The organism is Klenkia taihuensis, from assembly GCF_900112525.1.
Classification (GTDB): domain Bacteria; phylum Actinomycetota; class Actinomycetes; order Mycobacteriales; family Geodermatophilaceae; genus Klenkia; species Klenkia taihuensis.
Genome location: NZ_FOMD01000002.1, coordinates 407,847 through 432,943, shown reverse-complemented (window position 1 = coordinate 432,943; position 25,097 = coordinate 407,847). Strand labels below are relative to the sequence as shown.

Sequence of the window (25,097 nt, the reverse complement as noted above, 5' to 3'; positions counted from 1 at the left end):
TTGTCATGCATCACCGGGGTCGGCCAGGCCGTGCTCGATGGCGTAGCGGGTGAGCTCGACCCGGTTGTGCAGCTGCAGCTTGCGCAGGGTGTTCTGCACGTGGTTCTCCACCGTGCGGTGGCTGAGCACCAGCCGCTCGGCGATCGCCTTGGCCGACAGCCCCCGGCTGACCAGCTTGAGCACCTCGGTCTCCCGCTCGGTCAGCCGCGGGGCGCCGTCGTCCGGTCCGGCCTGCAGCCGCCGGTACTCACCCAGCAGCAGCCCGGCCAGCCCCGCCGAGAACACGGCGTCCCCGGCCGCGGTGCGGGTGACCGCGTCGGCCAGCTCGTCGGCGGACGCGGATTTCACCAGGTAGCCCGACGCCCCGGCCTTGACCGCCTCCAGCACGTCGGCCTGCTCCGCGCTGGCCGACAGCACCAGGACGCGGGTGGTGGGCAGGGCAGCCACCACGTCGCGGGTGGCGTCGACCCCCGAACCCGCGCCGAGCTGCAGGTCCATCACCACCACGTCGGGCCGCACCGCCTGCGCCCGCCGGACCGCCGCGCCCGCGTCGCCGGCGGTGGCCACCACCTCGAAGCCGCGGGCGGCGAGGTCGCGCTCCACGGCCTCGCGCCACATCGGGTGGTCGTCGACCACCATCACCGTCGTCATCGCGGGCCCTCCCTCGGCACGGTCAGCTCCCACTCGGTGCCCTGCCCGGGCCCGGTGTGCAGGACGGCGGAGCCGCCCAGGTCGGCCAGCCTGCCGCAGATGGAGGACCGCACGCCGTGGTGGCCCTCCTGCTCGGCGGCGGGCAACCGGCCCTCCGGGATGCCGGGGCCGTCGTCGCGGACCACCACGACCACCTCGTCGTCGGCCGGCTCCAGCGACACCCACGCCCGGGCACCGGGTGCGTGCTCGGCGGTGTTGGCCAGCGCCTCCCGCACCGCGGCGACGAGCTCGGTGCCGGTGTGCGCGGGCACCTCGACCGGCTCGGCCGGACCGCTGACCTCGACGTCGGGGGTGGCCAGCAACCGCAGCGCCGTGCCCAGGTCGGTGGTGCCGACGGCGACCGGTGCCCCGGTGGTCAGCAGCCCGCGCAGCGCGACCTCCTGCTCGGCGGCCAGCCGGCCGAGGTCGGCCAGCTCGTCGGTGGACCGGGCCCGCCGGCGGACGGCGACGAGCACCTGCAGCACGCCGTCGTGCACCGCCCGGCCCAGCCGCTCCCGCTCGGCGGCGGCGGCCTGCGCGGCGGCGGCCTCGCGCAGGGCCAGCTCGGCCTGCCGCGTGATGGTCGCGGCGTGGCCCAGCAGCACCGCGATGAGCACCAGCAGGGTCAGGTTGAAGACCTCGCGGTCGCCGACGTACCCGCGCAGCAGGGTGACCGCAGCCCACACCACGAGCGCCCCGGCCAGACCACCGGCGCGGCCGCGGACGAGCGCCATGGCCAGCGCCGGGCCGGCGACCCAGATGGAGGTGACGATGGGCGCGCCCTCGCCGAACGCGCCGGGCGGCTGGGTGGTCACCGTGGCGGCCAGCAGCAGCACGGTGACGCCCAGGTCGAGCAGGGTGGTGCGCACCCGACGGCCCGACCCCCGGCTGTAGAGCACCGTGACCACGCCGGTCCACACCGCCATCGCGCCCAGCACGGCCAGCGGCGCGGCCATCCCGGGGTAGTCCTCGCGCTCCCGGAACCACCCGAGGACGGCGAGCACCCAGGCGACCAGCCGGAACGCGACGACCACGCGCCACAGCGGGGCGAGCAGGTCGCGGTGCCGGACCACCGGGCCGCCGGTCGCGGTCATCCGGTGCGCAGCGCCCGCCGGCGGGCGAACCAGGCCAGCCCCACCACCGCCGCACCCACGCCGACGGCGGCCCCGGTGACCACCGGGCCGCGCTGGCCGGTGCGGGCGCTCAGCGCGACCGGCCGGGAGAAGACCAGCACCGGCCAGCCGCGCTCGGTGGCGGCCCGGCGCAGCGCCCGGTCGGGGTTGACCGCCGTCGGGTGGCCGACCGCCTCGAGCATCGGCAGGTCGGTGATCGAGTCGGAGTAGGCGTGGCAGTCGGAGAGGTCGTAGCCCCGCTCGGCGGCGACGGCGCGCATCGCCTCGGCCTTGCCCTCGCCGTAGGCGTAGAACTCGATCTCACCGGTGTAGCGGCCCTCGGCCACCACCATCCGGGTGGCCACCACCCGGTCGACGCCCAGCATCTCGCCGATCGGCTCCACCATCTCCGCGCCGCTGCTGGACACGATGACCACCTCGCGGCCGGCCGCCCGGTGCGCCTCGACGAGGTCCACCGCCTCGGCGTAGACCAGCGGGTCGACGATGGTGTGCAGGGTCTCGCGGACGATGTCGTGCACCGTCTCCACGCTCCAGCCGGTGCACATCGCGGTGATCTGCGCGCGCATCCGCTCCATCTGCACGGCGTCCGCGCCGGCCAGGGAGAACACGAACTGGGCGTAGGCGCCCTTGAGCACCGCCCGGCGGTTGATCAGCCCGCCCCGGTAGAACGGCCCGCCGAAGGCCAGGGTGCTCGACTTGGCGATGACGGTCTTGTCCAGGTCGAAGAACACCGCACTGCGGGGCTCGACGCGGGTCATGGGGCACGAGGCTAAGGGCAGCACGGGGGTCCGACGGGCGGCTCGCCGTCGTCCACACCCGGACGGGTTGTCCACAGATGTGCCGCACGGCCCCCGCGGACGCCGTCCCGGGTGCTCACTGCGCGGTGTGGACACCACCCCCCATCCCCTCGTGATCAGCTCCGACGACGGCCTGGTCGACGATCTGCTGCACCTGCTGGCCGCCGCCGGCACCACCGCCGAGCTCACCCACGGCGGGGCCGCCCTCCGTCGCGCGCACCGGGCGGCCCCGCTGGTGCTGGTCGGCGCCGACGCCCTGGCCGCACCCGCCGTGCGCGCCCTGCCGCGGCGGCCGGGGGTCGTGGTCGCCGCGCGGGACGAGCTCGGCCGCGCCGACGTGGACGCCGCGCTGGCCCTCGGCGCCGAACGGGTGGTGCGGCTGCCCCAGGACGAGGGCTGGCTGGTCGAGCGGGCCGCCCGGGCGGTCACCGAGCCGGTCGAGACCGGCACCCTCACCGTGGTCGCCGGCGCCTGCGGCGGCGCCGGGGCGAGCACGCTGGCCGCGGCGCTGGCCCTGTCGGTGCGCGGGGAGCGGGCCACCGTCCTGGTCGACGCCGACGGGCTGGCCGGCGGGCTGGACCTGGTGCTCGGCGCGGAGTGGGCCGACGGCCTGCGCTGGCCCGACCTCGCCGGCTTGCGCGGCCGGGTGGACGGCGGGCCCGTCGTGGCCGCGCTGCCCCGGCTGCACGGCGTGCACGTGCTGGCGCCCTCCCGCAGTGCGCCGGCGCCGGTGCCCGCCGCCGCGCTCGCCTCGGTGGTGGCCGCCGCCCGGGCCGGCGGCCACCCGGTCGTGGTCGACCTGCCGGTGCGGGCCGACCCGGCGCTGGTCGAGCCCGTGCTGGCCGAGGCCGACCTGGTCGTGCTGGTCGTGCCCGACCGGGTGCGCGCCCTGGCCGCGGCCGGGCCGCTGCTGGCCGACCCGGCGTGGGCCCGCGCGGTGCTGGTCGCCCGCACCGCGCCGGGCGGGGTGGGTGCGGCCGAGGTCGGCGAGGTGCTGGGCCGGCCCGTGCTGGCCGAGCTGGTGCACGACCGGTCGGCCCTGCCGCGCGGGGAACGGGGCGAGCCGCCGCAGACCGGCCCGCGCACCCCGCTGGGCCAGGTGGTCCGCCGGCTGCTGCCGCGCCTGCAGCGGGCGGTCGCCGGTGGCTGAGCCGCTGGTCGAGCGGGTGCGGCACCGCCTGGCCGGCGCCGTCCCGGGGGTGCCCAGCCAGGCCGAGGTCGCCGCGCTCGTCCGGCAGGAGTCCGGTGGCCTGCTCGGGGACGGCGACGTGCTGAGCGCGGTGCGGGCCGCCGTCGACGAGTTCGCCGGCGCCGGGGTGCTGGAGCCGCTGCTGCGCCGGCCGGGCACCACCGACGTGCTCGTCGTCGGGCCGGCTGCGGTCTGGGTCGACCGCGGCGCCGGCCTGGAGCGGGCCGACGTGGAGTTCCCCGACGACGACGCCGTCCGCAGGCTCGCCGTCCGGCTGGCCGCGTCCGCGGGGCGCCGCCTCGACGACGCCGCGCCCTGGGTGGACGTCGGCCTGCCCGACGGCACCCGGCTGCACGCCGTCCTGCCCCCGGTGTCGGGGTCGGGCACCTGTCTGTCGCTGCGGGTGCTGCGCCGGGCCCGGCTCGGCCTGGCCGAGCTGGCCGCCGCCGGGGCGCTGCCGGGCCGGTCGGCCGAGCTGCTCACCGCCTTGGTGCGGCGGCGCGCGGCGTTCCTGGTCACCGGTGGCACCGGCACCGGCAAGACGACGCTGCTCTCGGCGCTGCTCGGCCTGGCCGACCCGGGGGAGCGGTTGCTGCTGTGCGAGGACGCCGCCGAGCTCGACCCGGCCCACCCGCACGTCGTCCGGCTGCTCACCCGCCCGCCCAACGTCGAGGGCGTCGGCGCGGTCGGCCTGCGCGACCTGGTGCGCCAGGCGCTGCGGATGCGGCCCGACCGGCTGGTCGTCGGGGAGGTGCGGGGTGCCGAGGTCGTCGACCTGCTGGCCGCGCTGAACACCGGCCACGACGGCGGCTGCGGCACCCTGCACGTCAACCGGGCCGCCGACGTGCCCGCCCGCCTCGAGGCCCTGGGCACCGCCGCCGGGCTCGGCCGGGCCGCGGTGCACAGCCAGGCCGCCGCGGCCCTGTCGGTCGTGGTGCACCTGCGCCGCGGGCCGGCCGGGCGCCGGGTGGTCGAGCTCGGCGTCGTGCGCCGCACCGGGGACCTGGTCGAGGTGGCCGCCGGCTGGCGGGCCGACGGCGGGCCCGTCCCCGCCGCCGGGGAGCTGGCCGACCTGCTGGGTGCCGCATGACCGTGGCCCTCCTGCTGCTGGCCGCCGGGGCGCTGCTGTGGCCGGGCCGGCCCCGGGTCGTGCAGCGGCTGCGCCCGCACCGCCCGCGCGCCGTGCTGCGGCCACCGCCGGCGGTGCTCGCGGCGGCCACCGCGCTGGGCTGCGCGCTGGTCACCACCCCCGTGGTGGCCGGGCTCGCGGCGGCCGGGGCGTGGGCCGTGCTCCGCGCACGGCGCCGCCAGGCCGGCGAGCGGGACGCGCAGGCCCAGGTCGCCGCGCTGGCGGAGGCGCTGGGCGTGCTGGCCGCCGAGCTGCGGGCCGGCCGCCCCCTCGGCGACGCGGCTGCGACGGCGGTCGCCGGCTGCCCGCACCCCCGCGCCGCGGAGGCGCTGCGCCCGGCCCTGGTCGGCGGCCCGGCACCGCCCGGGGTGACCGCACCCGCCCGGTCGGCCCTGGACCGCATCGCCACCGCCCGGGCGGTGAGCGTCCGCACCGGCTGCTCGCTGGCCGCCGCCGTCGGCGCGGCCGAGGACGACCTGCGCGCCCGGGCCCGCACCCGCGAGGAGCTCGACGTCGCGCTGGCCGGACCGCGGGCCTCGTCCCGCGTGCTGGCCGGGTTGCCGGTGCTGGGCCTGCTCATGGGCGCCGGGATCGGCGCCGATCCGTGGACGGTGCTGACCACGACCCCGGTCGGCACGGCGCTGCTGGTGGCCGGGTGCGGGCTGGAGGCCGCCGGGCTGGCCTGGACCCGCCGCCTCACCGAGCGGGCGGCCGACCGGTGACCGCCGCCGCGCTGCTGGCTGTTGCGCTCCTGGCCTGGCCGCGGGCACCGGGCGCGGTCAACCGGCTGCGCCTCCCCGCGCCGCCGAGCGCCCGGCCGGTGCCGGAGGCCGCGGGGCCGGTGCGCCGGTGGCTGCTCGCCGGGGTCGCGGGGGCCGCCGTCGTCGCGGTCGGCGGGACGGGTGCGGGCACCCTGCTGCTGGCCGCCGGCGTGGCGGTCGGGGTCGAGCGGTCGGCCCGCCGCGGGGACGGCGCACCGGACGACGGGGCGCGGCTGCGGGCGGACCTGCCGGTGGCCTGCGACCTGCTCGCGGTCTGCCTGGCCGCGGGCACCCCGGTCGGCGGCGCCCTCGGGTCGGTCGGCGAGGCCCTGGGCGGTCCGCTCGGTGCCGTGCTGGGCGGGGTCGCCGGCCGGCTGCGCCTGGGTGCGGCACCGCGGGAGGCGTGGGCCGGTGTCCCCGACGACGTCGCGCCGCTGGCCCGGGTGGTCGTGCGCGCGGGGGAGACCGGGTCGTCGGTGGTGCCGGCGCTGCAGGCGCTGGCGGTCGACCGGCGCGCGGGCGAGCGCGCGGCCACCGCGGCGGCGGTGCAGCGGGCCGGGGTGGCCGTGCTGGCCCCGCTCGGCGCCTGCTTCCTGCCCGCATTCCTCTGCCTGGGCGTGGTGCCGCTGGTGCTCGGCGTCGCCGCGGACGTCCTCGGGTGAAGCACATCCGCGCCGCCGGTGCCCGCCGTCGTCCACATCCGGGGTGCCCGTCCACAGATCCGCCGGCCCGGCCCCGGCCGGCCCGCCGGCGCCGCAGGCTCCCCGCAGGGCCCGACGGACGGGCCGAGGAGGAGGTGCGGGATGAGGACCAGGCGGTGGGTGCAGCGGGTGACCGCGGACCCGGAGGACGGGATGAGCACCGCGGAGTACGCGGTCGGCACGGTGGCGGCCTGCGCCTTCGCCGCGGTGCTCTACCAGGTGGTCACCGGCGACTCCGTGGTCGCCGGGCTCGGCGCCCTGGTGTCCCGGGCGCTGGCCACCCTGGCCTGACGGTGCACCGCAGCCGGGGTCGGCGCAGCGGGGAGCGGGGGATGGTCACCGCGGAGACGGCCGTCGTGCTGCCGGTGCTGCTGCTCGTGCTGGCCGGTGCGGTGGCCGCGGTCGTGCTGGTCGGCGCGCAGCTGCGGTGCGTGGACGCGGCCCGGGAGGGCGCCCGGGCCGCGGCCCGCGGGGAGGCGGCCGCGGTGGTCGCCGACCTCGCCGGGAGGGCCGGCCCCGCGGGCGCGTCGGTCCGCACGGCGTCCTCCGGCGACCGGATGACGGTGACCGTGTCGGCGCGGGTCCGGCCGCTCGGGCCCGTGCCGCTGGCGCTGACGGTGTCGGCGTCCTCGACCGCCCTGACCGAGCCGGGCACCGGGTGAGCGGCGAGCGCGGCTCGGCCACGGTCTGGACGACGGCGCTGGCCGCCGTGCTCGCCCTGGTGGGGGCCGCGGTCGTGCTGGTAGGTGCGGCGGTGGTGGCGAGGCACCGGGCCGGGGCGGCCGCCGACCTCGCCGCGCTGGCCGCGGCGGCGCAGGCGGTCCGCGGCGACCCCGGCGCGTGCGCGACCGGTGCCGCGCTGGCCGCTGCGAACGGGGCCGAGCTGGTCAGCTGCGCGGTCGGCCCGGACGCGGTGGTGCGGGTCGAGGTGTCGGTGCCGGTCCGGCTGGGCCCGCTGGGGCTGCTGGCCGCCGGCGGCCGGGCACGGGCCGGGCCGGTGCCGTGGGACGCCGACCCGTGACCGGCCTCAGAAGACGATGTCGTCCTCGGGGGTGTCGGCGAACGGGTCGTCGTCGGCCGGGGGCGGGTCGGCCTCGCTGGGCTGCGGACGGCGACGGCGCACCGCCCGGGCCGGGGGCGGGGCACCGAGCTGGGCGCGGCGGCGCAGCGCGCGGGAGTGCGCGGCCGAGGTGCCCGCCCGGGCCTGCGCGAAGGGACCCCCCGGGCCCAGCGGGTCGGCAGGTCCGTCGTCGTCGGTGTCCTCGTCGTCGGTCGCCACGTCACCGGCGGCGGCCAGCTCGTCGAGCACCACGTCCAGGACCCGCACCGCGCCGGCCTTGTCCAGCGGGTCGTTGCCGTTGCCGCACTTGGGCGACTGCACGCACGACGGGCAACCCGACTCGCACTCGCAGGTGGCCACCGTGGCCCGGGTCGCGGTCAGCCAGCGACGCAGCACGGCGTGCCCGCGCTCGGCGAAGCCGGCCCCGCCCGGGTGCCCGTCGTAGACCACGATCGTGGCCTGGCCGGTGTCCGGGTGCAGCGCCGTGGACACCCCGCCGAGGTCCCACCGGTCGCAGGTGGCCAGCAGCGGCAGGATGCCGATCGCGGCGTGCTCGGCGGCGTGCAGGGAGCCCGGCAGCTCCCGGTCCGACAGCTCGGCGCGCTGCAGTGCCCGCTCGTCGAGGGTCAGCCAGACGGCGCGGGTGCGCAGCTGGCGGGCCGGCAGGTCCAGCGGGAACTCCGCGAGCACCTCGCCGGTGCCGATCCGCCGGCGCTGGTAGGCCACCACCTGGTTGGTCACGTCGACGGTGCCGGTGTGCGCGGTGACGGTGCCCAGCCGCCGGGTGGTGTCGACGTCGACGATCGACAGGTCGGTGACGTCGCGGGCCACCGTCGTCCACTCCGGGCTCTCGGGGTGCACCGCGGCGCAGGCGTCCTCGACGTCGAGCTCGTCGACGACGTAGGTCTCGCCGCGGTGCACGTACAGCGCGCCGGTGTGCACCGCGGAGTGCGCGGAGTCGCCGTCCACCGTGCCCAGCAGCCGGCCGGTGGCGCCCTCCACGATCGACACCGGCTCGGCGCCCGAGCCGCGGATGTCGACGTCAGGCCGCCCGCGGCCGGCCCAGTACCAGCCGGTGGGCCGGCGGCGCAGCTGCCCGTCGGCGACCAGCCGGTCCAGCGCCTCGCGGGCCGGCTCGCCGCCGAACACCTCGAGCTCGTCCTCGGTGAGGGGCAGCTCGGCGGCCGCGCAGCACAGCTGCGGGCCCAGCACGTAGGGGTTGGTGGGGTCGGTGACCGTGGCCTCCACGGAGCGGCCGAAGACCGCCTGCGGGTGGTGGGCCAGGTAGTGGTCCAGCGGGTCGTCGCGGGCCACGAAGACCACCAGCGACTCCCGCTGCGCCCGCCCGGCGCGGCCGGCCTGCTGCCACAGCGACGCCAGCGTGCCGGGGTAGCCGGCCAGCAGGACGGCGTCCAGCCCGGCGATGTCGATGCCCAGCTCCAGCGCGTTGGTGGTGGCCACCCCGAGCAGGTCACCGGCCGACAGCGCGCGCTCGAGCTCGCGGCGCTCCTCGGGCAGGTAGCCGCCGCGGTAGGACTCCACCCGCCGGGAGAGGTCCGCGCGGCCGCGGTCGGCCAGGATGCGGCGGGCCTGGTCGGCGACCGACTCCGCCGACCGCCGGGAGCGGACGAAGGCCAGGGTCCGGGCGCCCTGCTGCACCAGGTCGGCCAGCAGACCCGCGGCGTCGGCGGCCGCCGAGCGGCGCAGCGGGGCGCCGTGCTCACCGGTGCGCTCGGTCAGCGGCGGCTCCCACAGCGCGAAGGTGGCCCCCGGGCGGGGCGAGCCGTCCTCGGTCACCGCGGTCACCGGGGCCCCGACCAGCCGTGACGCCGCCAGCGCGGGCTCGGCCACGGTCGCCGAGGCGAGCAGGAACACCGGGTCGGCGCCGTAGCGGCGGCAGACCCGCCGCAGCCGGCGCAGCACGTGCCCGACGTGGGAGCCGAAGACGCCGCGGTAGGCGTGGCACTCGTCGACCACGACGTAGGCCACCCGGCGCAGCGTGGAGGACCAGCGCTGGTGGGCCGGCAGGATCCCGCGGTGGACCATGTCCGGGTTGGTCACGATCCACCGGGCGTGCCGGCGGACCCACTCCCGGTCCTCCTGCGGGGTGTCGCCGTCGTAGGCCGCCGGCCGGACGTCGGACGGGGCGAGCTCGGCCACCGCGGACAGCTGGTCGCGGGCCAGGGCCTTGGTCGGGGCCAGGTACAGCACGCAGGCCCGCGGGTCGGCGGCCAGCGCGGCCAGCGCCGGCAGCTGGTAGGCCAGCGACTTGCCCGAGGCGGTCCCGGTCGCGACGACGACGTGCTGGCCGGTGTGCGCGGCCTCGGCGGCGGCGACCTGGTGCGCCCACGGCTCGCGCACCCCGCGGGCGACCAGCCGCTCGCGCAGCTCCGGCGGCGTCCACGCCGGCCAGCTGCCGTGCGCGGCCTGCCGCACCGGGAGCCGGTGCACGTGGGTGACCGGCGAGTCCTCCTCGGGCGTGCCGGTCAGCAGCGCGTCGAGCAGCTCGTCGCCCGGGAGCTCCCGGGGCAGCGGGGCGGCGGCCGACGTCACCCCACCACTGTCACACCCGCTGGCAACCCACCAGGTCCGCGCGGCATCTGTGGACGGCGCCCGGCGGTGTGGACGACGGCGCGCAGACCGTCTCCCCCTCCGGTGATCGTGCGCGCACCGGGACCGCAGCCGTGGTCCCCGCCGCCGAGGAGACCCCGTGCCCGACACCGTGACCCTGCAGCTCGACGCCGTCGGCGAGCTGGTGGGGCAGCTCGCCGGCCTGGGTGCCGAGCTGTCCGCCGACGGCGCGCTCCTGGCCGGGGACGGCGCCCGCCTGGGCCGGGCACTCGACGGGCCCGCCGCGGTCGAGCTCGACGCCGTCGGCCGGGTCGCCGCCGCCGCGGTCGGCGTGCTCGCCGACCGCGCCGTCGTCGTCGCGCAGACCCTGGAGCAGGCGCTGGCCTCCTACCGGGCGCTGGAGGGGCTGCTCACCGAGCGCCTCGGCGCCGGGCGGTACGCGCCCACCGCCCGGTGACCGGCCCGACGAGGAGCCTGGCCGCCGTCGAGGGCTGGGACCTGCCGGGCCTGCAGGCCTCGGCCGCGGCCCTGGCCGACGCACCGGCCCGGCTGCGTGCCTGGCAGGCCCGCCTGGACGCGGTGCGCGGCCGGCTGCGGGAGGCGCAGCTGTGGTCGGGCCCCGCCGCCGACGCGGCGGCGACCGCGCTGGTCGAGGTGGCCGCGGTGGGCACCGAGGTCGGGCTGGCGCTGGGCGCCGGCGCGGAGGAGCTCTCGGTCGTGGTGTCCCGCGCGGGGGCCGCGCAGGACGAGGCGGCGCAGGCCCGTGCCTGGGCGGCGGCCGGGCCGGTGCCCCTCGACGACGCAGGTCGGGTCCCGCCGGTCGCGGCGCCGGTGATGGCCGAGGAGCACCGGGCCGAGGTCGCCGCGCGGGAGCACGCCGCGACCCGCGCCGAGCAGCACGCCCGCGCCGCGTTCGCCGCCGCCGACTCCGCGGTGGTGGCCGCCGCCGGGGCGCACGCCGCGCTGGCCGGGCTGGACAGGGTCGGCGGGCCGGCCGGGTTCGCGTCGCTGGCCGCAGCCACGTCGGCCACCGCGGCGTCCCCGGTCGTGCCGGTGGCGGCGTCCGCGACGGCGGCCGCGGCGTGGTGGGACGGGCTGACGCCGGCCGCCCGGTCCGCGGCGCTGGCCGCCGACCCGGCCGGGGTGGGCGGGCTCGACGGCCTGCCGGCCGCCGCCCGCGACGAGGCCAACCGGGCGCTGCTCGCCGACGCGCTGGCCCACCCCGAGCGGGCGGGGTACGCCGTGGCGGTCACCACCGCCGCGCAGCTGGCCGGGCGGTACGGCCTGCAGCTGCTGCTGTTCGACCCGGCCGAGGACCTGGTCGCGGTCTCCGTCGGGGACCTCGACACCGCCGGGGCGGTCGGCGTGCTGGTGCCCGGGATGAACACCACCCCGGCCGGCGACCTGCCCGGCCTGGTGGCCTCCGCGACGTCGATCGGGTCCCTGGCGCAGGACGCCGCCCCGGGCGCCGCGGTCGCCGTGCTGGTCTGGCTGGGCTACCGGACGCCGGGGTTCGGCAGCTTCTTCTCCTCCCTCAACGCCCGGTCCTCGGGCCCCGAGCTCGACCGCACCCTCGACGGGCTGACCGCCGCCCGGGCCGCGGGTGCCGCCGCCGGCGGTCCACCGGCACCGCGCACCACGGTCGTGGCGCACAGCTACGGCACCCTCGTGACCGGCTCGGCGGCGCGGGCCGGCGGCCGGCTCGCCGCCGACGCCGTGGTCCTGCTGGGCAGCCCGGGCACCGGCAGCCACGACGCGGCCGGCCTCGAGGCCCCCGAGGTGTACGGCGCCTGGACCCCGGCCGACCCCCTCTCCTGGTCGGACTACTTCGGCGGCAGCCCCTTCGACGCCGGGTTCGGCGACACCCGGCTGCCCACCGACCCGGGACAGGGGCACACCGAGTACCTCGACCCCGACCACCCCACGCTGCAGGCGGTCGCCGAGGTCGTCGTCGGGGCCCGGGGCGGTGGCTGAGCCGGGCCGCCGCCGCGCCGGGCGGGCGCCGTCGCCACGGCCCGCCCACGGCGGGTGGCCTACCGTGGCGTCCGCCGAGGGGTGCCGTGTCACCGGCCCGGCACGTGCAGTCAGCACCACCGACAGGAGTCCCGCGTTGCCCACCAAGACCGCGAAGCCCGCCGCCGCCACCGACGCCGGGGCGCCCGCGACCCCGCCGCGCAAGCGCGCCGCCGGGGCCCGGGGCGGCAAGCCGCTGGTCATCGTGGAGTCGCCGTCCAAGGCCAAGACCATCGCCGGCTACCTGGGCAACGACTACGTCGTGGAGGCCAGCGTCGGGCACATCCGCGACCTGCCGCGCAACGCCGCCGACGTCCCGGCCGCGCACAAGGGCGAGTCCTGGGCCCGCCTCGGCGTCGACGTCGACAACGGGTTCACCCCGCTCTACGTCATCAGCCCCGACCGCAAGCAGCAGGTCAGCCGGCTCAAGCAGCTGGTCAAGGACGCCTCCGAGGTCTACCTCGCCACCGATGAGGACCGCGAGGGCGAGGCCATCGCCTGGCACCTGGTCGACACCCTCAAGCCCAACGTCCCGGTCCGCCGGATGGTGTTCCACGAGATCACCCCCGAGGCCATCGCCCGGGCCGTGGCCAGCCCCCGCGAGCTGGACACCGCGCTGGTCGACGCGCAGGAGACCCGCCGCATCCTCGACCGGCTCTACGGCTACGAGGTCTCGCCGGTGCTGTGGAAGAAGGTGCTGCCCAAGCTCTCGGCCGGGCGCGTGCAGTCGGTGGCCACCCGCATCGTGGTGGAGCGCGAGCGCGCCCGGATGCGGTTCACCGCCGCCGACTACTGGTCGCTGACCGGCACGTTCGCCGTGGAGAAGGCCGCGGGCGCCGACGGCGGCGAGCCCACCCGGCTGACCGCCAACCTGGTCACCCTCGACGACAGCCGGATCGCCACCGGCCGCGACTTCGACGCCGACACCGGCGCGGTCACCAGCGACGTGGTGCACCTGGACGAGGCCGGTGCCCGCGGGCTCGCCGCCCGCCTCGAGGGCGCCCAGGCCACCGTCTCCCGCGTCGACGAGAAGCCCTACCGCCGCCGTCCCTACGCCCCCTTCACCACCTCCACGCTGCAGCAGGAGGCCGGCCGCAAGTTCGGCTGGTCCTCGCAGCAGGTGATGCGCACCGCGCAGCGGCTGTACGAGAACGGCTTCATCACCTACATGCGCACCGACTCCACGAACCTGTCGGAGACCGCGCTGCGGGCCGCCCGGGCCCAGGCCCGCGAGCTCTACGGCGACCAGTACGTCCCGGCCGAGGCCCGGCACTACTCCAAGAAGGCCAAGGGCGCGCAGGAGGCGCACGAGGCCATCCGCCCCGCTGGCGACTCCTTCCGCACCCCCGGCCAGCTGGCCAGCCAGCTCGCCCGCGAGGAGTTCCGGCTCTACGAGCTGATCTGGCAGCGCACCGTGGCCTCCCAGATGGCCGACGCGGTAGGCCAGACGGTCACCGTCCGGCTGGTCAGCCGGTCCTCGACCGACGAGGTCGCCGAGTTCTCCGCCTCCGGGCGCACCATCACCTTCCCCGGCTTCCTGCGCGCCTACGTCGAGGGCAAGGACGAGGGCGCCACCGGCGACGACGCCGAGGCCGACGACTCCGAGCGCCGGCTGCCCCGCGTCGAGCGCGGCCAGGTGCTCGACACCACCGAGCTCGAGCCCAAGGGCCACACCACCAGCCCGCCGGCCCGCTACACCGAGCCCAGCCTGACCAAGGCGCTGGAGGAGCTCGGCATCGGCCGGCCCTCCACCTACGCCTCGATCATGCAGACCATCCAGGACCGCGGGTACGTGTGGAAGAAGGGCTCCGCCCTGGTGCCCTCGTTCATCGCCTTCGCCGTGGTCAACCTGCTCGAGCAGCACTTCACCGCGCTGGTGGACTACGACTTCACCGCCTCGCTGGAGGGCGAGCTCGACGAGATCGCCGGCGGCACGCTGCGCCGGGTCGACTGGCTGACCGAGTTCTACTTCGGCGGCGGGGGCGGCCACGCCGGCGGCATCGCGGCCTCCGGCGGGCTCAAGCAGGTCGTCGGCCAGCGGCTGGAGGAGATCGACGCCCGCGGCGTGAACTCCATCCCGCTGCGCGCCACCGGGCCGGCCGGCGAGCCGGTCGTCGTCCGGGTGGGGCGGTACGGCCCCTACCTGCAGGCCGGCGGCGACGAGGGCGCCCGCGTCTCCATCGCCGACGACATCGCCCCCGACGAGCTGACCACCGACAAGGTCCGCGAGCTGCTCGAGGCGCCCTCGGGCGACCGCGAGCTGGGCACCGACCCGGAGTCCGGGCTGCCCGTGGTGGTCAAGGCCGGCCGGTACGGCCCCTACGTCACCACCGTGGTGCCCGAGGGCAGCAAGGAGTCCCCGCGCACGGGCAGCCTGTTCAAGACCATGCAGCCGGAGTCGGTGACCCTCGAGGACGCGCTCAAGCTGCTGTCGCTGCCGCGGACGGTCGGCAGGGCCGAGGACGGCGAGGAGATCCAGGCGCTCAACGGCCGCTACGGGCCCTACCTGAAGAAGGGCACCGACTCCCGCTCGCTGGACAGCGAGGACCGGCTGTTCACCGTCACCCTCGACGAGGCGCTGGCGATCTTCGCCCAGCCCAAGCAGCGCGGCCGCGCCGCGGCCAAGCCGCCGCTGGCCGAGCTCGGGCCCGACCCGGTCACCAACGGCCTGGTCACCGTGCGCGAGGGCCGCTTCGGGCCCTACGTCACCGACGGGGAGTCCAACGCCAGCCTGCGCAAGGGCGACGACCCGCTGACCATCACCCTCGAGCGGGCCGCCGAGCTGCTGGCCGACCGCCGCGAGCGGGCCCCGGTCAAGAAGAAGGCGACCAAGAAGGCGGCCGCGAAGAAGACGACTGCGAAGAAGGCGACGGCGGCCAAGAAGACCACCGCGGCCAAGAAGACGACGGCCACGAAGACCACCGCCACGAAGGCGACGGCCACGAAGACCACCGCCACCAAGGCAGCGGCGCGGACGACGACCGGCGAGGGCGCGGTCCCGGCCGGGAACTGACCGTGGTCGAGGCCTTCGACGCCCGCCGGCTGTCCTTCGGCTCGGTGGCCCGGGAGTACGCGCAGCTGCGCCCGGGCTACCCGGCCGACGCCGTCGCCTTCCTGCTCGGCGACCGGCCCCGCCGGGTGCTCGACCTCGGCGCGGGCACCGGCAAGCTGACCGACGAGCTGCTGGCCGCCGGGCACGAGGTCGTCGCCGTCGACCCGTCCGCGGAGATGCTGGCCCAGCTCGCCGACCGGCACCCCGGCGTCGCGACCGCCGTCGGCGGCGCCGAGCAGGTCCCGCTGCCGGACGCCAGCGTGGACGCCGTCGTCGCCGGGCAGGCCGCGCACTGGTTCGACCCGCCCCGCGCCGCCCCCGAGCTGCGGCGGGTGCTGCGGCCCGGCGGCGTGGTCGGCTTCGTCTGGAACGTGCGCGACGAGACCGTGCCGTGGGTGGGCGCGCTGGGGGAGCGGCTGACCGCCGAGGCCCGCGACCACGAGGCCGACCAGGGCGTGGTGCACCGGTTCGCCGCCGAGCTGCCCGCCGACGTCGTCGAGCACGAGTCGCGGTACGTGCAGCGGCTGACCCCCGAGCAGGTGGTCGCCGGCATCGCCACCCGCAGCTACGTGGCGGTCATGGGCGCCGACGAGCGGACGGCGTTCCTCGACGACCTGCGCGCCCTGCTGGCCCAGCACCCCGGCACCGCCGGGCGCACCGAGCTCGAGCTGCCCTACGCCACCCACTCGGTCCGGCTGACCCCGCGCTGAGACCGGTCCTGTCCGACCCCGCCGGTACCGTGGCCGCCGTGGTCTCAGCCGGGGTGTTCATCGCCTTCGAGGGCGGCGAGGGCGCTGGCAAGTCGACCCAGGTGTCCCGCCTCGGCGAGTGGCTCACCGGCCGCGGGCGCGCCGTCCGCACCACCCGCGAGCCCGGGGCGCCGACGGCGGTGGGCCCGGCGCTGCGGTCGCTGGTCCTCGACCCGGCCACCACCGGCCTGGCCCCGCGCGCCGAGGCGCTCATCTACGCCGCCGACCGCGCCCAGCACGTGCACGAGGTGGTGCGCCCGGCCCTGGCCGCCGGCGAGGTGGTCATCACCGACCGCTACGTCGACAGCTCGCTGGCCTACCAGGGCGCTGGCCGGGAGATCGCCGTCGAGGAGGTCGCCGGCATCTCCCGCTGGGCCACCGGCGGCCTGCGCCCGGACCTCACCGTGCTGCTGGACCTGCCGCCCGAGGTCGGCCTGGCCCGGGCCCGCGGTCGCGCCGCGGCCGACCGGCTCGAGGGGGAGCCCGTGCAGTTCCACCGCCGGGTCCGGGCCACGTTCCTCGCGCTGGCCGACGCCGAGCCGCAGCGCTACCTGGTGCTCGACGGCACCCGCCCGGTCGACGAGCTGGCCGGCACCGTGCGGCAGCGGGTCGCCGAGCTGGTGGGGGAGCCGGCGTGACCGCGCTGCCCGAGGGCGTCTGGCGCGACGTGGTCGGCCAGCCCGACGCGGTCGCCGAGCTGCAGCACGCCGTCGGCTCCCCGGCGTCGATGACCCACGCCTGGCTGTTCACCGGCCCGCCGGGGTCGGGCCGGTCGGTCGCCGCCCGCGCCTTCGCCGCCGCCCTGCAGTGCCCCGACGGCGGGGACGGCACCTGCCACGCCTGCCGCACCGTGCTGGCCGGCACGCACGCCGACGTCCGGCTCGTCGTCCCCGAGGGCCTGTCGATCGGCGTCAAGGAGATGCGCACCGTCATCGGGATGGCCGGGCGGGCGCCCTCGCAGGGCCGGTTCCAGGTGGTCGTGGTCGAGGACGCCGACCGGATGACCGAGCAGGCCGCCAACGCGCTGCTCAAGATGCTCGAGGAGCCCCCGCCGCGCACGGTCTTCCTGCTGTGCGCCCCGTCGTTGCACCCCGACGACGTGTCGGTGACCATCCGCTCGCGCTGCCGCGTGGTGTCGCTGCGCACCCCGCCGGTCGCGGCGATCACCGAGGTGCTGGTGCGCCGCGACGGCGTCGACCAGGCGCTCGCGGAGTGGTCGGCCGCCGCGTCGGGCGGGCACATCGGGCGGGCCCGGCGGCTGGCCCGCGACGAGGACGCCCGCGCCGCGCGCAAGGCCGTGCTCGACGTCCCGCTGGCGCTGTCCAGCCTGGGTGCGTGCCTGCGGGCGGCCGACGACCTGGTCGGCACCGCTGCGGCGGAGTCCGCGGCGGCGACGGGTGCGCTGGACGCCGCCGAGACCGAGGCGGTCAAGGCCAGCCTCGGGGTCGGTGCGCGCGGCCCGGGTGTGGCCGCGGCGTCGCGGGGGGCGGGTCAGCTCAAGGAGCTGGAGAAGCAGCAGAAGTCGCGCGCCACCCGCATCGGCCGCGACACCCTGGACCGCGCCCTGGTCGACCTCGCCGCGTTCTACCGGGACGCGCTGCTGGTCGCGACCGTGCGCGGGGACATGGGCCGGGTGCCGCACCTGAACCACCCCGACCGCAGCGCCGACGCCCTCGAGCTGGCGCGGAAGATCGGTGCGGAGGGCGCGCTGCGCCGCATCGACGCGGTGCTCGCGGCCCGCACCGCGCTCGAGCAGGCGGTCAAGCCGCAGATCGCGATCGAGGCGATGTGCGTGGCCCTGCGGCTGCCCGCCTGACCTCCGGGGTGGCGCCCGGGCGCGGCACCGGCGTCGCGTAGGCTCCTCGACGCACCAACGCCGCCTTAGCTCAGTCGGTAGAGCATCTCACTCGTAATGAGAAGGTCGTCGGTTCGATTCCGACAGGCGGCTCGCATCTGACCAGCGTATTCATTGGTCGCCGGGACGTCCACGACGTGTGTGTGACGTCGGGTGGGAACGGATTGGGAACGGCGCCCCCGCCCGGGTCCAGCACCAGGCCTCGCGGCCCCAGGACCCACTAGAGGTCTCGGTTGCCGGGGGGTGAAACGCCGCCGAGCTGGCGGCGCCGGGATCGGCGACGTGCTCGCTGTACGGCATTGTGCCTACCCTGGTGGGGTATCCCGGATCGCTGGGAGGTGTGCGTTGAGGTACCGGCTCGGCTGGGCGCTGCTGCTGCTCGCTGCCGTGTTCTCGATGCACGGCCTGCAGTGCGCCGCCGCTGAACCGACCTCGACCTCGACCGCGTCCGCGGAGCACGCGGTCGTCGGCGACCACGCCTCCCTGGGCTCGATGGACACCGGGGTCGCCGGCGCCCCGGCGCACGGAGCCGAGCACCACGACCCGGCCGGCCACTCCGCGGCGCTGCACGCCCTGATGGTGTGCCTGGCGGTCCTCGCCGGTGGCGTCGGCGTCCTGCTGGCGGCGCTGGCGGTCTGGCTCGCCCGGCGTCGTGCCCGGGCCGCCCCGGCTGCCGTGCTGCGCGCGGTCCACCGCGCGGCCGACCGGTTGCGCGCCCTCGCGGCCCCACCGGACCTCGCTCGTCTCTGCGTGCTGCGGATCTAGGCCGAGCACCGCTGCGCCCGGCCGTCACGGCTGCCGGCGCCCGTGCCCGACCCCCATCCGCTCGGGCCGAGCCCTGCGCTCGGCCATCCGTTCCCCAGGAGACGATCGTGCGTTTCACCCTGCCCTCCCGTACCTCCCATCGCCGCACCATCCGGCTCGCCGGCGTCCTGCTGGCCGGCGGCCTGGCCCTCGCGGCCTGCTCCGGCGGCGACGACCAGCCGGCCTCCAGCAGCTCGGTGCCGGCCGACGCCACCTTCAACGCCGCCGACGTCACGTTCGCGCAGGACATGGTCCCCCACCACGAGCAGGCCGTGGAGATGGCCGAGCTCGTGCCCGACCGGTCGACCGACCCGCGGGTCATCGACCTCGCCCAGCGGATCGAGGCTGCCCAGGGCCCCGAGATCGACATGCTCAATGGGTGGCTCCAGGACTGGGGCGCCTCCTCCGACGATGAGGACGGCGGCCACTCCGGAATGGACCACTCCGGCATGGACCACGGCGGGATGATGAGCGAGGAGGACATGTCCGCCCTGGAGGGCGCCTCCGGCATCGACTTCGACCGCATGTGGCTGCAGATGATGCTCGAGCACCACACCGGCGCGGTGGGCATGGCCCAGACCGAGATCACTGACGGCGAGGACGCCGACGCCGTCGCGATGGCGCAGGACATCAGGGACTCCCAGAGTGCGGAGATCACCGAGATGGAGCAGCTGCTCCAGGACCTGTCCACGCAATAGGCCCCTCCGGTGGCCGGGGGCGCGCGCGTCTCCGGCCACCGCGGCTCCGCCACCGGCGGACCGGCTGGCCAACCCTGCGGCCGGGCTCCCCGGAGACTGGCCCGGTATACCCCCCGGTGGTATACCGGGCCCAGTAAGGCATACCCCCCCTAGGTATCAGGGAAGGCCACCATGGCGAGCAATCACGCGCACGCCCCCGCCGCCCACGGCGACACCCACGAGGGCAGCCACGACGAGGCGCACGACGAGCACTCCCACCACGGGGGGCACGGAGACCACGTGGCGATGTTCCGCCGCCTGTTCTGGTGGAACCTGCTGCTGGCGGTCCCCACAGTGGCCCTTTCGTCGATGTTCGCCTCGATCGTCGGCTACCCGCTGCCCGGGGTGACATGGGTCGAGTGGGTGTCACCCCTGCTGGGCACGGTCATCTACCTGTGGGGCGGTCGCCCCTTCCTCACCGGCGCGGTGTCGGAGATCCGGGCACGGCAGCCGGGGATGATGCTGCTGGTGGCGCTGGCCATCACCGTCGCCTTCGTCGCCTCGTGGGCGGCCACGTTGAGTCTGGTCCGCCACGGGCTGGACTTCTGGTGGGAGCTGGCCCTGCTGGTGGTCATCATGCTGCTGGGCCACTGGCTGGAGATGCGGTCGCTGGCGCAGACCGCCTCGGCGCTGGACTCCCTGGCCGCGCTGCTGCCCGACGAGGCCGAGCGGCTGCGCGACGGACAGGTGGAGACCGTCACCCCCGACCAGTTGGAGGTCGGTGACGTGGTCCTCGTCCGCCCAGGCGGGCGCATCCCGGCCGACGGGCGCGTGGTCGACGGGTCGGCCGCGGTGGACGAGTCGATGATCACCGGCGAGTCACGCGCCGTGACCCGCGACGTCGGCTCCACAGTGGTGGCCGGCACGGTCGCCACCGACTCGGGCATCCGGATCGAGGTCACCGCGACCGGCGAGGACACCGCCCTGGCGGGCATCGGGAAGCTCGTCGCGGACGCGCAGGCCTCCGGCTCCCGCGCCCAGCGGTTGGCCGACACCGCCGCCGGGTGGCTGTTCTGGTTCGCCCTCGGCTCCGGGGTGGTCACCGCGATCGTGTGGTCGCTGCTCGGGTCCCCCGACGAGGCCGTCATCCGCACCATCACCGTGCTGGTCATCGCCTGCCCGCACGCCCTCGGGCTGGCCATCCCGCTGGTCATCTCCATCGCCACCGAGCGCGCGGCCCGAGCCGGCGTCCTGGTCAAGGACCGGCTGTCCATGGAGGCCATGCGCACGGTGGACACCGTGCTGTTCGACAAGACCGGCACCCTCACCCTCGGCCGCCCCACCGTCACCGCGGTCCGGCCCGCCGACGACCAGACCGACGAGGACCAGCTGCTGGCCTGGGCCGCGGCCGCCGAAGCCGACTCCGAGCACCCGCTCGCCCGCGCCGTCGTCCGCGCCGCCGCCGACCGGGGGGCGACCGTGCCTGCCGCGACGGGCTTCACCTCGTCCCCGGCCGTCGGCGTGCAGGCCACCGTCGAGGAGCGCACCGTCGCCGTCGGCGGGCCAGCCCTGCTCGAGCAGGCCGGTGCCCACGAGCTGCCCGTCGCCGACCAGTGGCGCGAGGACGGGGCGATCATCCTGCACGTCCTCGTCGACGGTCAGGTCGCCGGCGCCCTGGCACTGGCCGACGAGGTGCGGGCTGAGTCCCGGGCCGCGGTCGACCAGCTGCGCGCTCGCGGCGTCGACGTCGTCATGATCACTGGCGACGCGCAGGCGGTGGCCGCCTCGGTCGCCGGGCAGCTGGGTATCGCCCGCTTCTTCGCCGGCGTCCGCCCGGAGGACAAGTCCGCGACCGTATCCGCGCTGCAGGACGAAGGCCGCCGGGTGGCGATGGTCGGTGACGGCGTCAACGACGCCCCCGCTCTGGCCCAGGCCGACGTCGGCATCGCCATCGGGGCCGGCACCGACGTCGCCATCGCCTCCGCTGGGATCGTGCTGGCCAGCGAGGACCCCCGTTCGGTCGTCTCGGTCATCGACCTGTCGACCGCGACCTACCGCAAGAGCATGCAGAACCTGGCCTGGGGAGCCGGCTACAACCTCATCTCCGTCCCCCTCGCCGCCGGCGTCCTCGCCCCGATCGGCTTCGTCATGCCCATGTCGGCGGGCGCCCTGCTCATGTCCGCCTCCACCGTGGTCGTCGCGCTCAACGCCCAACTACTACGGCGCCTCGATCTGCGGCCGCGCGGGAATGACGAACGGGCCCCCGCTGTGTAGACCGGAATCAACACGACGGCCTGACGACCTCAAGCGAGTAACGCAACTCCGGACCGCCGCCGCAGCATGCGAACCAGTACGAGACGACGCGATCTTGCGGTCACGCAGATTGGCCGTCACCTCGCCGCCGGAACCGTGCAGGGGGACGGTTGGGGCCCCTGAAGCTCCGCCAGTTTTGGCAGGCGGCGGAGGGGTGATGTCCCGGCCGTGGCCACCCGGCCTGGGCCGCACCTCTCGGCAGGTCGTGTGACCGGCGGTGTATGAGGTCTGGATGGCCAATCCTGCTGGGCGCGTCGCTACAGGGTGGGTGCGCTGTCCACGAGGCTGACCGCGCTGGCCAAGCACTCGCGCTGCCGCAGGTGGCCGGACCGAATCGCTCGACAGAGACCTAGGTACGACCAGAGCGAGACGCAGCGCGGTTCGGCGCAACTCGCTCCTGCGTGCCGCCGCCCAGCCGCCTCCTTCGCGTCCTGGACGAGGCCAAGCCGGACCGACACACCTCTTGCAAGCTGGCTGACACCAATTCGTCGTGATGTGTATGGCGTCGAGGTGGGACCGTCCCAGCCAGCCCCAGCACGGACCGGCGACAAGATGCAGCGGGCATCCGCATCGAGTCAGCGGAGCCCGCACACGGATCCCCGGGTCTGACCTCGATATCCGGACGCATGTTCGACACAGGAGATTGGTCAGTTCCTGAAGTCGTTGCCCACAGGTAGAGTTACACCGCTGCAGTTCATACAACCGATAGGGGTGCGCCGGTGGTCACCGCAAAGCGCGCCTCCCACGTCCACGTCCCTCGTGACTACCCCACATCGACCATCTGCCTTGATGAAAGTGGCGCCAGGGCGACCGGTGCGAAGTTCTTCGTCGTTGGTGGCATCAAGGTCCGTCGACCCGGCCAGCTGACCCGAACGATGCGTGCGCTTCGGGACCACTGGGGTCACGAGGGCGAGCTGAAGTTCTCCGGGATAAACCGGGGTAGTCAGTCTCTCTACTACGACCTGATCGGTCGGCTGGAGGAGACGGACGCGCACTTGGTCGGCTGTGTCGTCGAGACTGCAGTGCACAACCCGTTCGGTCGGGGCCGGCCTGAGTGGCTCGTCCACGCCGACGTCGCGACGCAGCTGCTGGTGGGGTGCATCAACAGGCGAGAGCTGGTCGGTCTGATGGTGGACATGGTGACCACACCGCCGGACTGCTCCCTCGAGGACACCGTGCGCATGCAGGTCAACCGGCGCTTGAACGCCACATCTGTCGTCTCCGCCCTGTCGGCCGACTCGAAGAGCAATGATCTGCTGCAGATCGCTGATCTGGTTGCCGGCGCCCTCAGGTTCGAGCGCCACCGTCTCGCTGGCCTCGGTGGAGACGGCGGAAGCGCGAAGGCCAAGGTGGCAGCACGCCTGGGCCAGACCTTCGGGTCGCCGGGGATGCTCGATGGCCGCGGTGATCGCATCAACCTGGCCACGTTTCGCTCGCGCGGTGGCGAGCAGAAGGCCGCGCTCCGGGTCGTGAAGCCAACTCGAACGAGTGACACGAGACGCGTTTCTCGTGCCGCGCCATCTGCATGATCTCCCAGTTCGTGACTATGCTCGGTTCGCGCGGTATGAGCCTCAGGCTCACCAGCTGCGCACTCGGCATGGGCCTCAGGTCCACCAGCTGAGCAGAGGGGCATGGCGGAACAACAAGCCACCCGATCTCACAAGATCACGCGTCCCCCGGTTCGCTTCTGCGGGCCGGGGGACGTTCTTGTTCCCCGGGGCCGGTTGCCGAGCTGCCGCAGGCGATCACGGTGGCCGGCAAGCGTTGCTGCTTCACAATCGGCGGATCACCTGCCAGGACGCCCGCGGCGGTGTCTCGCTGCGGGAACCTCGCCAGGGAGGGATCGCGGTCAATTGCGTCGATTGGCAGGTGTCCGCCCTGAAAGCCGCCTGTCGCTGTCGACGGGTAGCAGGAGGGAGCTCGATGGACGAGCAGCTGACCATCCCGGGCGTGGACGTTCACTGCGGCCGACGAATCACAGCTGTCTCCTCGGAGGCTGGAGACGGCGGCGCTGCCCAGTTGCCGGCAACCCCGAGTGTCGACAACTTGGGCGTCCGGACCGATCTCGTCACCGCATGCCGCCTTGCACTCGGGGTCGGGTCCACGACGGCCTACGCACTTGCAGGCCGCGGAGAGCTGCCCTTCCCCGTCTACCGGGTGGGCCGCCAGTGGGTCGTGCCCACTGCCGGCCTTCGCACCTTCCTCGGCTTGGTTCCGTCCACCCCGGTTGTCCCCTGACCCTGGTCGCGGACGGCTGGCTATGTCACCCCAGCTGATCGACGCCAGGTCTGGCCGTTGATCCCCGCGGCACGAGCGCCGCAGCAGCCTCGGCGGCCTGGCGGCCCACCCCCTCGAGCAGGTGGGTGTACGTGTCCGAGGTGATCCGGATCCCGGAGTGCCCCAAGCGCTTGGAGACCACGGTCATGTCGACGCCGGCCGCCAGCATGATGGAGGCCTGGCCGTGCCGGAGGTCGTGCAGGCGCACCTTGCGTAGTCCGGCGGCGTCGACCAGCTTGTGGAAGGTCTTCGAGACGACCTCTGGCTTGAGGTAGGCGCCGTCCTCGCGGGGGAACACGAGGTCGTTGTCCTCGTAGGCCTCCCCGAGAGCGGCCCGGGCTTCGTCTTGTCGGAGCCGGTGAGCGATGAGTGACCCCACGGTGGCCTCGTCGAGGTCCACCCGGCGGTCCTCACCGCTGGCCGTCTTCGGCGTGCCCACGACGCTGTCGTAGCCGACCTGCACCACCGACTGGCGCACCCAGAGCACGCGCTTGCCCAGGTCGATGTCAGCCCACCGCAGACCGACCACCTCGCCACGACGGAGCCCGGTCATGGCGAGCACCTCGTAGAGCACGCCCAGGCGGTGTGCGGCGGCGTGGTCGAGGAAGGCGCCCAACTCGTCCGGCTCCCACGGACGGACTTTGGGACGTCGGGTCGGCTCGAGCTCGGCGAGCGCTGCGGGGTTGTACTGCAGGACGCGGCGGCGGACCGCGTCGTTCAGCGCTGCCCGCAGGGTGGCGTGGATACGGCGGACGGACTCCGCGGACAGCGGCTTGGGTCGCGTGCCCTCCTTGCGGATGCTGGCGAGGGCGCGGTCGACGTCGTCCACGGTGAGGTCGCTGAGCCGGTAGTGCCCGAGGAGGGGGATCCAGTAGTCACGCAGGTGCTGGTGGGTGTTCAGCGCCGTCGACGGTCGGAAGCGGCCGGAGTCCTTCTTGCGCTCCAGCCACCCCTCCAGGTAGTCGGCGACGCTGGTCTTCCGCTGGTCCTGGACGCGCACGCCTTGACCGGTTGCGGTCATCGAGGCCTGGAGTGCTTCTCGGGCGTCCGCGGCGGAGTCGTAACCGCCGCGTCGTAGCTGTCGTCGCTTCCCGGACGGGTCGCGCACGTCGTGGGCGAAGTACCAGGACCCGTGCCGCCTGGGACAGTTCTTGCGACGCCCGCTGGCATCCGTGACGGGCGGGCAGGGGCACCTCTTGAACACCGTCCCGGTCATCGCCGACTCCCTTCACCCGGGCCGCTGGTCGGCAACGGCCGGCCGGCATCTGTCGGTGCAGGTGGCCGGGGGAGGGGTGCTCGTGACGGACCGCTGGCAGGGCACCCGTT

22 protein-coding genes and 1 tRNA gene are annotated in these 25,097 nt (G+C 75.9%); 18 read left to right on the top strand and 5 right to left on the bottom strand.

What is annotated here, in order from left to right:
• Positions 1 to 3: 3 nt before the first annotated feature.
• Genes BM158_RS10025 through BM158_RS10015 form a run of 3 tightly spaced genes read right to left on the bottom strand, consistent with a single transcriptional unit; the run spans position 4 to position 2,581 of the window.
• Entirely contained in the window at positions 4 to 651 is a 648-nt protein-coding gene (locus BM158_RS10025) for a response regulator (protein ID WP_091557412.1), read from the bottom strand.
• Positions 648 to 1,784: a MacS family sensor histidine kinase gene (gene macS, locus BM158_RS10020; RefSeq protein WP_091557409.1), complete on the bottom strand. Its 1,137-nt coding sequence runs from the start codon at positions 1,782 to 1,784 to the stop codon at positions 648 to 650. The genes BM158_RS10025 and macS overlap by 4 nt, the downstream gene beginning before the upstream one ends.
• A complete protein-coding gene (locus tag BM158_RS10015; protein WP_091557406.1) occupies positions 1,781 to 2,581 on the bottom strand; it encodes an HAD family hydrolase in 801 nt (266 codons plus the stop codon). Before BM158_RS10015 ends, macS begins: the two co-directional genes overlap by 4 nt.
• A 151-nt stretch (positions 2,582 to 2,732) precedes the next feature.
• Here BM158_RS10015 and ssd point away from each other — a divergent pair, with 151 nt between their 5' ends.
• The 7 genes from ssd to BM158_RS09980 all read left to right on the top strand — a co-directional run bounded on the left by ssd (position 2,733) and on the right by BM158_RS09980 (position 7,421).
• A complete protein-coding gene (gene ssd, locus BM158_RS10010; RefSeq protein WP_229827712.1) occupies positions 2,733 to 3,770 on the top strand; it encodes a septum site-determining protein Ssd in 1,038 nt (345 codons plus the stop codon).
• Positions 3,763 to 4,899: a TadA family conjugal transfer-associated ATPase gene (locus BM158_RS10005; RefSeq protein WP_091557401.1), complete on the top strand. Its 1,137-nt coding sequence runs from the start codon at positions 3,763 to 3,765 to the stop codon at positions 4,897 to 4,899. The genes ssd and BM158_RS10005 overlap by 8 nt, the downstream gene beginning before the upstream one ends.
• Complete coding sequence (locus tag BM158_RS10000) at positions 4,896 to 5,660, top strand: type II secretion system F family protein (protein WP_091557398.1); 765 nt, start codon at positions 4,896 to 4,898, stop codon at positions 5,658 to 5,660. The genes BM158_RS10005 and BM158_RS10000 overlap by 4 nt, the downstream gene beginning before the upstream one ends.
• Positions 5,657 to 6,361: a type II secretion system F family protein gene (locus BM158_RS09995; protein ID WP_091557394.1), complete on the top strand. Its 705-nt coding sequence runs from the start codon at positions 5,657 to 5,659 to the stop codon at positions 6,359 to 6,361. The genes BM158_RS10000 and BM158_RS09995 overlap by 4 nt, the downstream gene beginning before the upstream one ends.
• Positions 6,362 to 6,502: 141 nt before the next feature.
• Positions 6,503 to 6,691: a DUF4244 domain-containing protein gene (locus tag BM158_RS09990; protein ID WP_091557390.1), complete on the top strand. Its 189-nt coding sequence runs from the start codon at positions 6,503 to 6,505 to the stop codon at positions 6,689 to 6,691.
• 41 nt (positions 6,692 to 6,732) lie between these two features.
• Positions 6,733 to 7,062: a TadE family type IV pilus minor pilin gene (locus tag BM158_RS09985; RefSeq protein WP_091557387.1), complete on the top strand. Its 330-nt coding sequence runs from the start codon at positions 6,733 to 6,735 to the stop codon at positions 7,060 to 7,062.
• Positions 7,059 to 7,421: an Rv3654c family TadE-like protein gene (locus tag BM158_RS09980; RefSeq protein ID WP_091557383.1), complete on the top strand. Its 363-nt coding sequence runs from the start codon at positions 7,059 to 7,061 to the stop codon at positions 7,419 to 7,421. Before BM158_RS09985 ends, BM158_RS09980 begins: the two co-directional genes overlap by 4 nt.
• A gap of 6 nt (positions 7,422 to 7,427) precedes the next feature.
• On the opposite strand, the gene BM158_RS09975 is transcribed toward BM158_RS09980, so the two are convergent.
• Positions 7,428 to 10,013, bottom strand: a complete 2,586-nt coding sequence (locus tag BM158_RS09975) for a DEAD/DEAH box helicase (RefSeq protein ID WP_229827713.1) — start codon at positions 10,011 to 10,013, stop codon at positions 7,428 to 7,430.
• A gap of 157 nt (positions 10,014 to 10,170) precedes the next feature.
• Between BM158_RS09975 and BM158_RS21760 the strand changes: the two genes are divergently transcribed.
• The 11 genes from BM158_RS21760 (at position 10,171) to BM158_RS09920 (ending at position 23,023) form a co-directional block, all read left to right on the top strand.
• Complete coding sequence (locus tag BM158_RS21760) at positions 10,171 to 10,488, top strand: hypothetical protein (RefSeq protein ID WP_165628881.1); 318 nt, start codon at positions 10,171 to 10,173, stop codon at positions 10,486 to 10,488.
• Positions 10,485 to 12,005: an alpha/beta hydrolase gene (locus tag BM158_RS09965; RefSeq protein WP_091557378.1), complete on the top strand. Its 1,521-nt coding sequence runs from the start codon at positions 10,485 to 10,487 to the stop codon at positions 12,003 to 12,005. The genes BM158_RS21760 and BM158_RS09965 overlap by 4 nt, the downstream gene beginning before the upstream one ends.
• A 136-nt stretch (positions 12,006 to 12,141) precedes the next feature.
• Positions 12,142 to 15,057: a type I DNA topoisomerase gene (topA, locus tag BM158_RS09960; protein WP_091557375.1), complete on the top strand. Its 2,916-nt coding sequence runs from the start codon at positions 12,142 to 12,144 to the stop codon at positions 15,055 to 15,057.
• A 2-nt stretch (positions 15,058 to 15,059) separates the two neighbouring features.
• Positions 15,060 to 15,806, top strand: a complete 747-nt coding sequence (locus tag BM158_RS09955; RefSeq protein ID WP_207506368.1) for a class I SAM-dependent methyltransferase — start codon at positions 15,060 to 15,062, stop codon at positions 15,804 to 15,806.
• A gap of 38 nt (positions 15,807 to 15,844) precedes the next feature.
• Complete coding sequence (gene tmk / locus BM158_RS09950) at positions 15,845 to 16,483, top strand: dTMP kinase (protein WP_229827714.1); 639 nt, start codon at positions 15,845 to 15,847, stop codon at positions 16,481 to 16,483.
• The gene (locus BM158_RS09945) at positions 16,480 to 17,661 is read left to right on the top strand and encodes a DNA polymerase III subunit delta' (RefSeq protein WP_229827715.1); all 1,182 of its coding nucleotides are present in this window, start codon (positions 16,480 to 16,482) and stop codon (positions 17,659 to 17,661) included. The genes tmk and BM158_RS09945 overlap by 4 nt, the downstream gene beginning before the upstream one ends.
• Positions 17,662 to 17,720: 59 nt before the next feature.
• A tRNA-Thr gene (locus tag BM158_RS09940) sits at positions 17,721 to 17,793 on the top strand.
• A gap of 252 nt (positions 17,794 to 18,045) precedes the next feature.
• Positions 18,046 to 18,465 (top strand): DUF6153 family protein, encoded by a 420-nt coding sequence (locus tag BM158_RS09935; RefSeq protein ID WP_091557373.1) that lies wholly within the window; start codon positions 18,046 to 18,048, stop codon positions 18,463 to 18,465.
• Between the two features lie 107 nt (positions 18,466 to 18,572).
• On the top strand, positions 18,573 to 19,202 hold the full coding sequence (locus BM158_RS09930) for a DUF305 domain-containing protein (RefSeq protein WP_229827716.1): 630 nt from the start codon (positions 18,573 to 18,575) through the stop codon (positions 19,200 to 19,202).
• A gap of 171 nt (positions 19,203 to 19,373) precedes the next feature.
• Positions 19,374 to 21,455: a heavy metal translocating P-type ATPase gene (locus tag BM158_RS09925; protein WP_091557370.1), complete on the top strand. Its 2,082-nt coding sequence runs from the start codon at positions 19,374 to 19,376 to the stop codon at positions 21,453 to 21,455.
• Positions 21,456 to 22,213: 758 nt separating this feature from the next.
• Positions 22,214 to 23,023 carry a DUF3800 domain-containing protein gene (locus BM158_RS09920; RefSeq protein ID WP_109504842.1) on the top strand — a complete coding sequence of 270 codons (810 nt, stop codon included), beginning with the start codon at positions 22,214 to 22,216 and terminating at the stop codon, positions 23,021 to 23,023.
• A 734-nt stretch (positions 23,024 to 23,757) separates the two neighbouring features.
• On the opposite strand, the gene BM158_RS09910 is transcribed toward BM158_RS09920, so the two are convergent.
• On the bottom strand, positions 23,758 to 24,987 hold the full coding sequence (locus tag BM158_RS09910) for a tyrosine-type recombinase/integrase (protein ID WP_091557365.1): 1,230 nt from the start codon (positions 24,985 to 24,987) through the stop codon (positions 23,758 to 23,760).
• Between the last annotated feature and the right edge of the window lie 110 nt (positions 24,988 to 25,097).

Bases quoted from the DNA above. Each gene is read 5' to 3' on its own strand.
- BM158_RS10025 (WP_091557412.1), bottom strand. From the start codon at position 651: ATGACGACGGTGATGGTGGTCGACGACCACCCGATGTGGCGCGAGGCC.
- macS (WP_091557409.1), bottom strand. From the start codon at position 1,784: ATGACCGCGACCGGCGGCCCGGTGGTCCGGCACCGCGACCTGCTCGCC.
- BM158_RS10015 (WP_091557406.1), bottom strand. From the start codon at position 2,581: ATGACCCGCGTCGAGCCCCGCAGTGCGGTGTTCTTCGACCTGGACAAG.
- BM158_RS10000 (WP_091557398.1), top strand. From the start codon at position 4,896: ATGACCGTGGCCCTCCTGCTGCTGGCCGCCGGGGCGCTGCTGTGGCCG.
- BM158_RS09990 (WP_091557390.1), top strand. From the start codon at position 6,503: ATGAGGACCAGGCGGTGGGTGCAGCGGGTGACCGCGGACCCGGAGGAC.
- BM158_RS09985 (WP_091557387.1), top strand. From the start codon at position 6,733: ATGGTCACCGCGGAGACGGCCGTCGTGCTGCCGGTGCTGCTGCTCGTG.
- BM158_RS09925 (WP_091557370.1), top strand. From the start codon at position 19,374: ATGGCGAGCAATCACGCGCACGCCCCCGCCGCCCACGGCGACACCCAC.
- BM158_RS09910 (WP_091557365.1), bottom strand. From the start codon at position 24,987: ATGACCGGGACGGTGTTCAAGAGGTGCCCCTGCCCGCCCGTCACGGAT.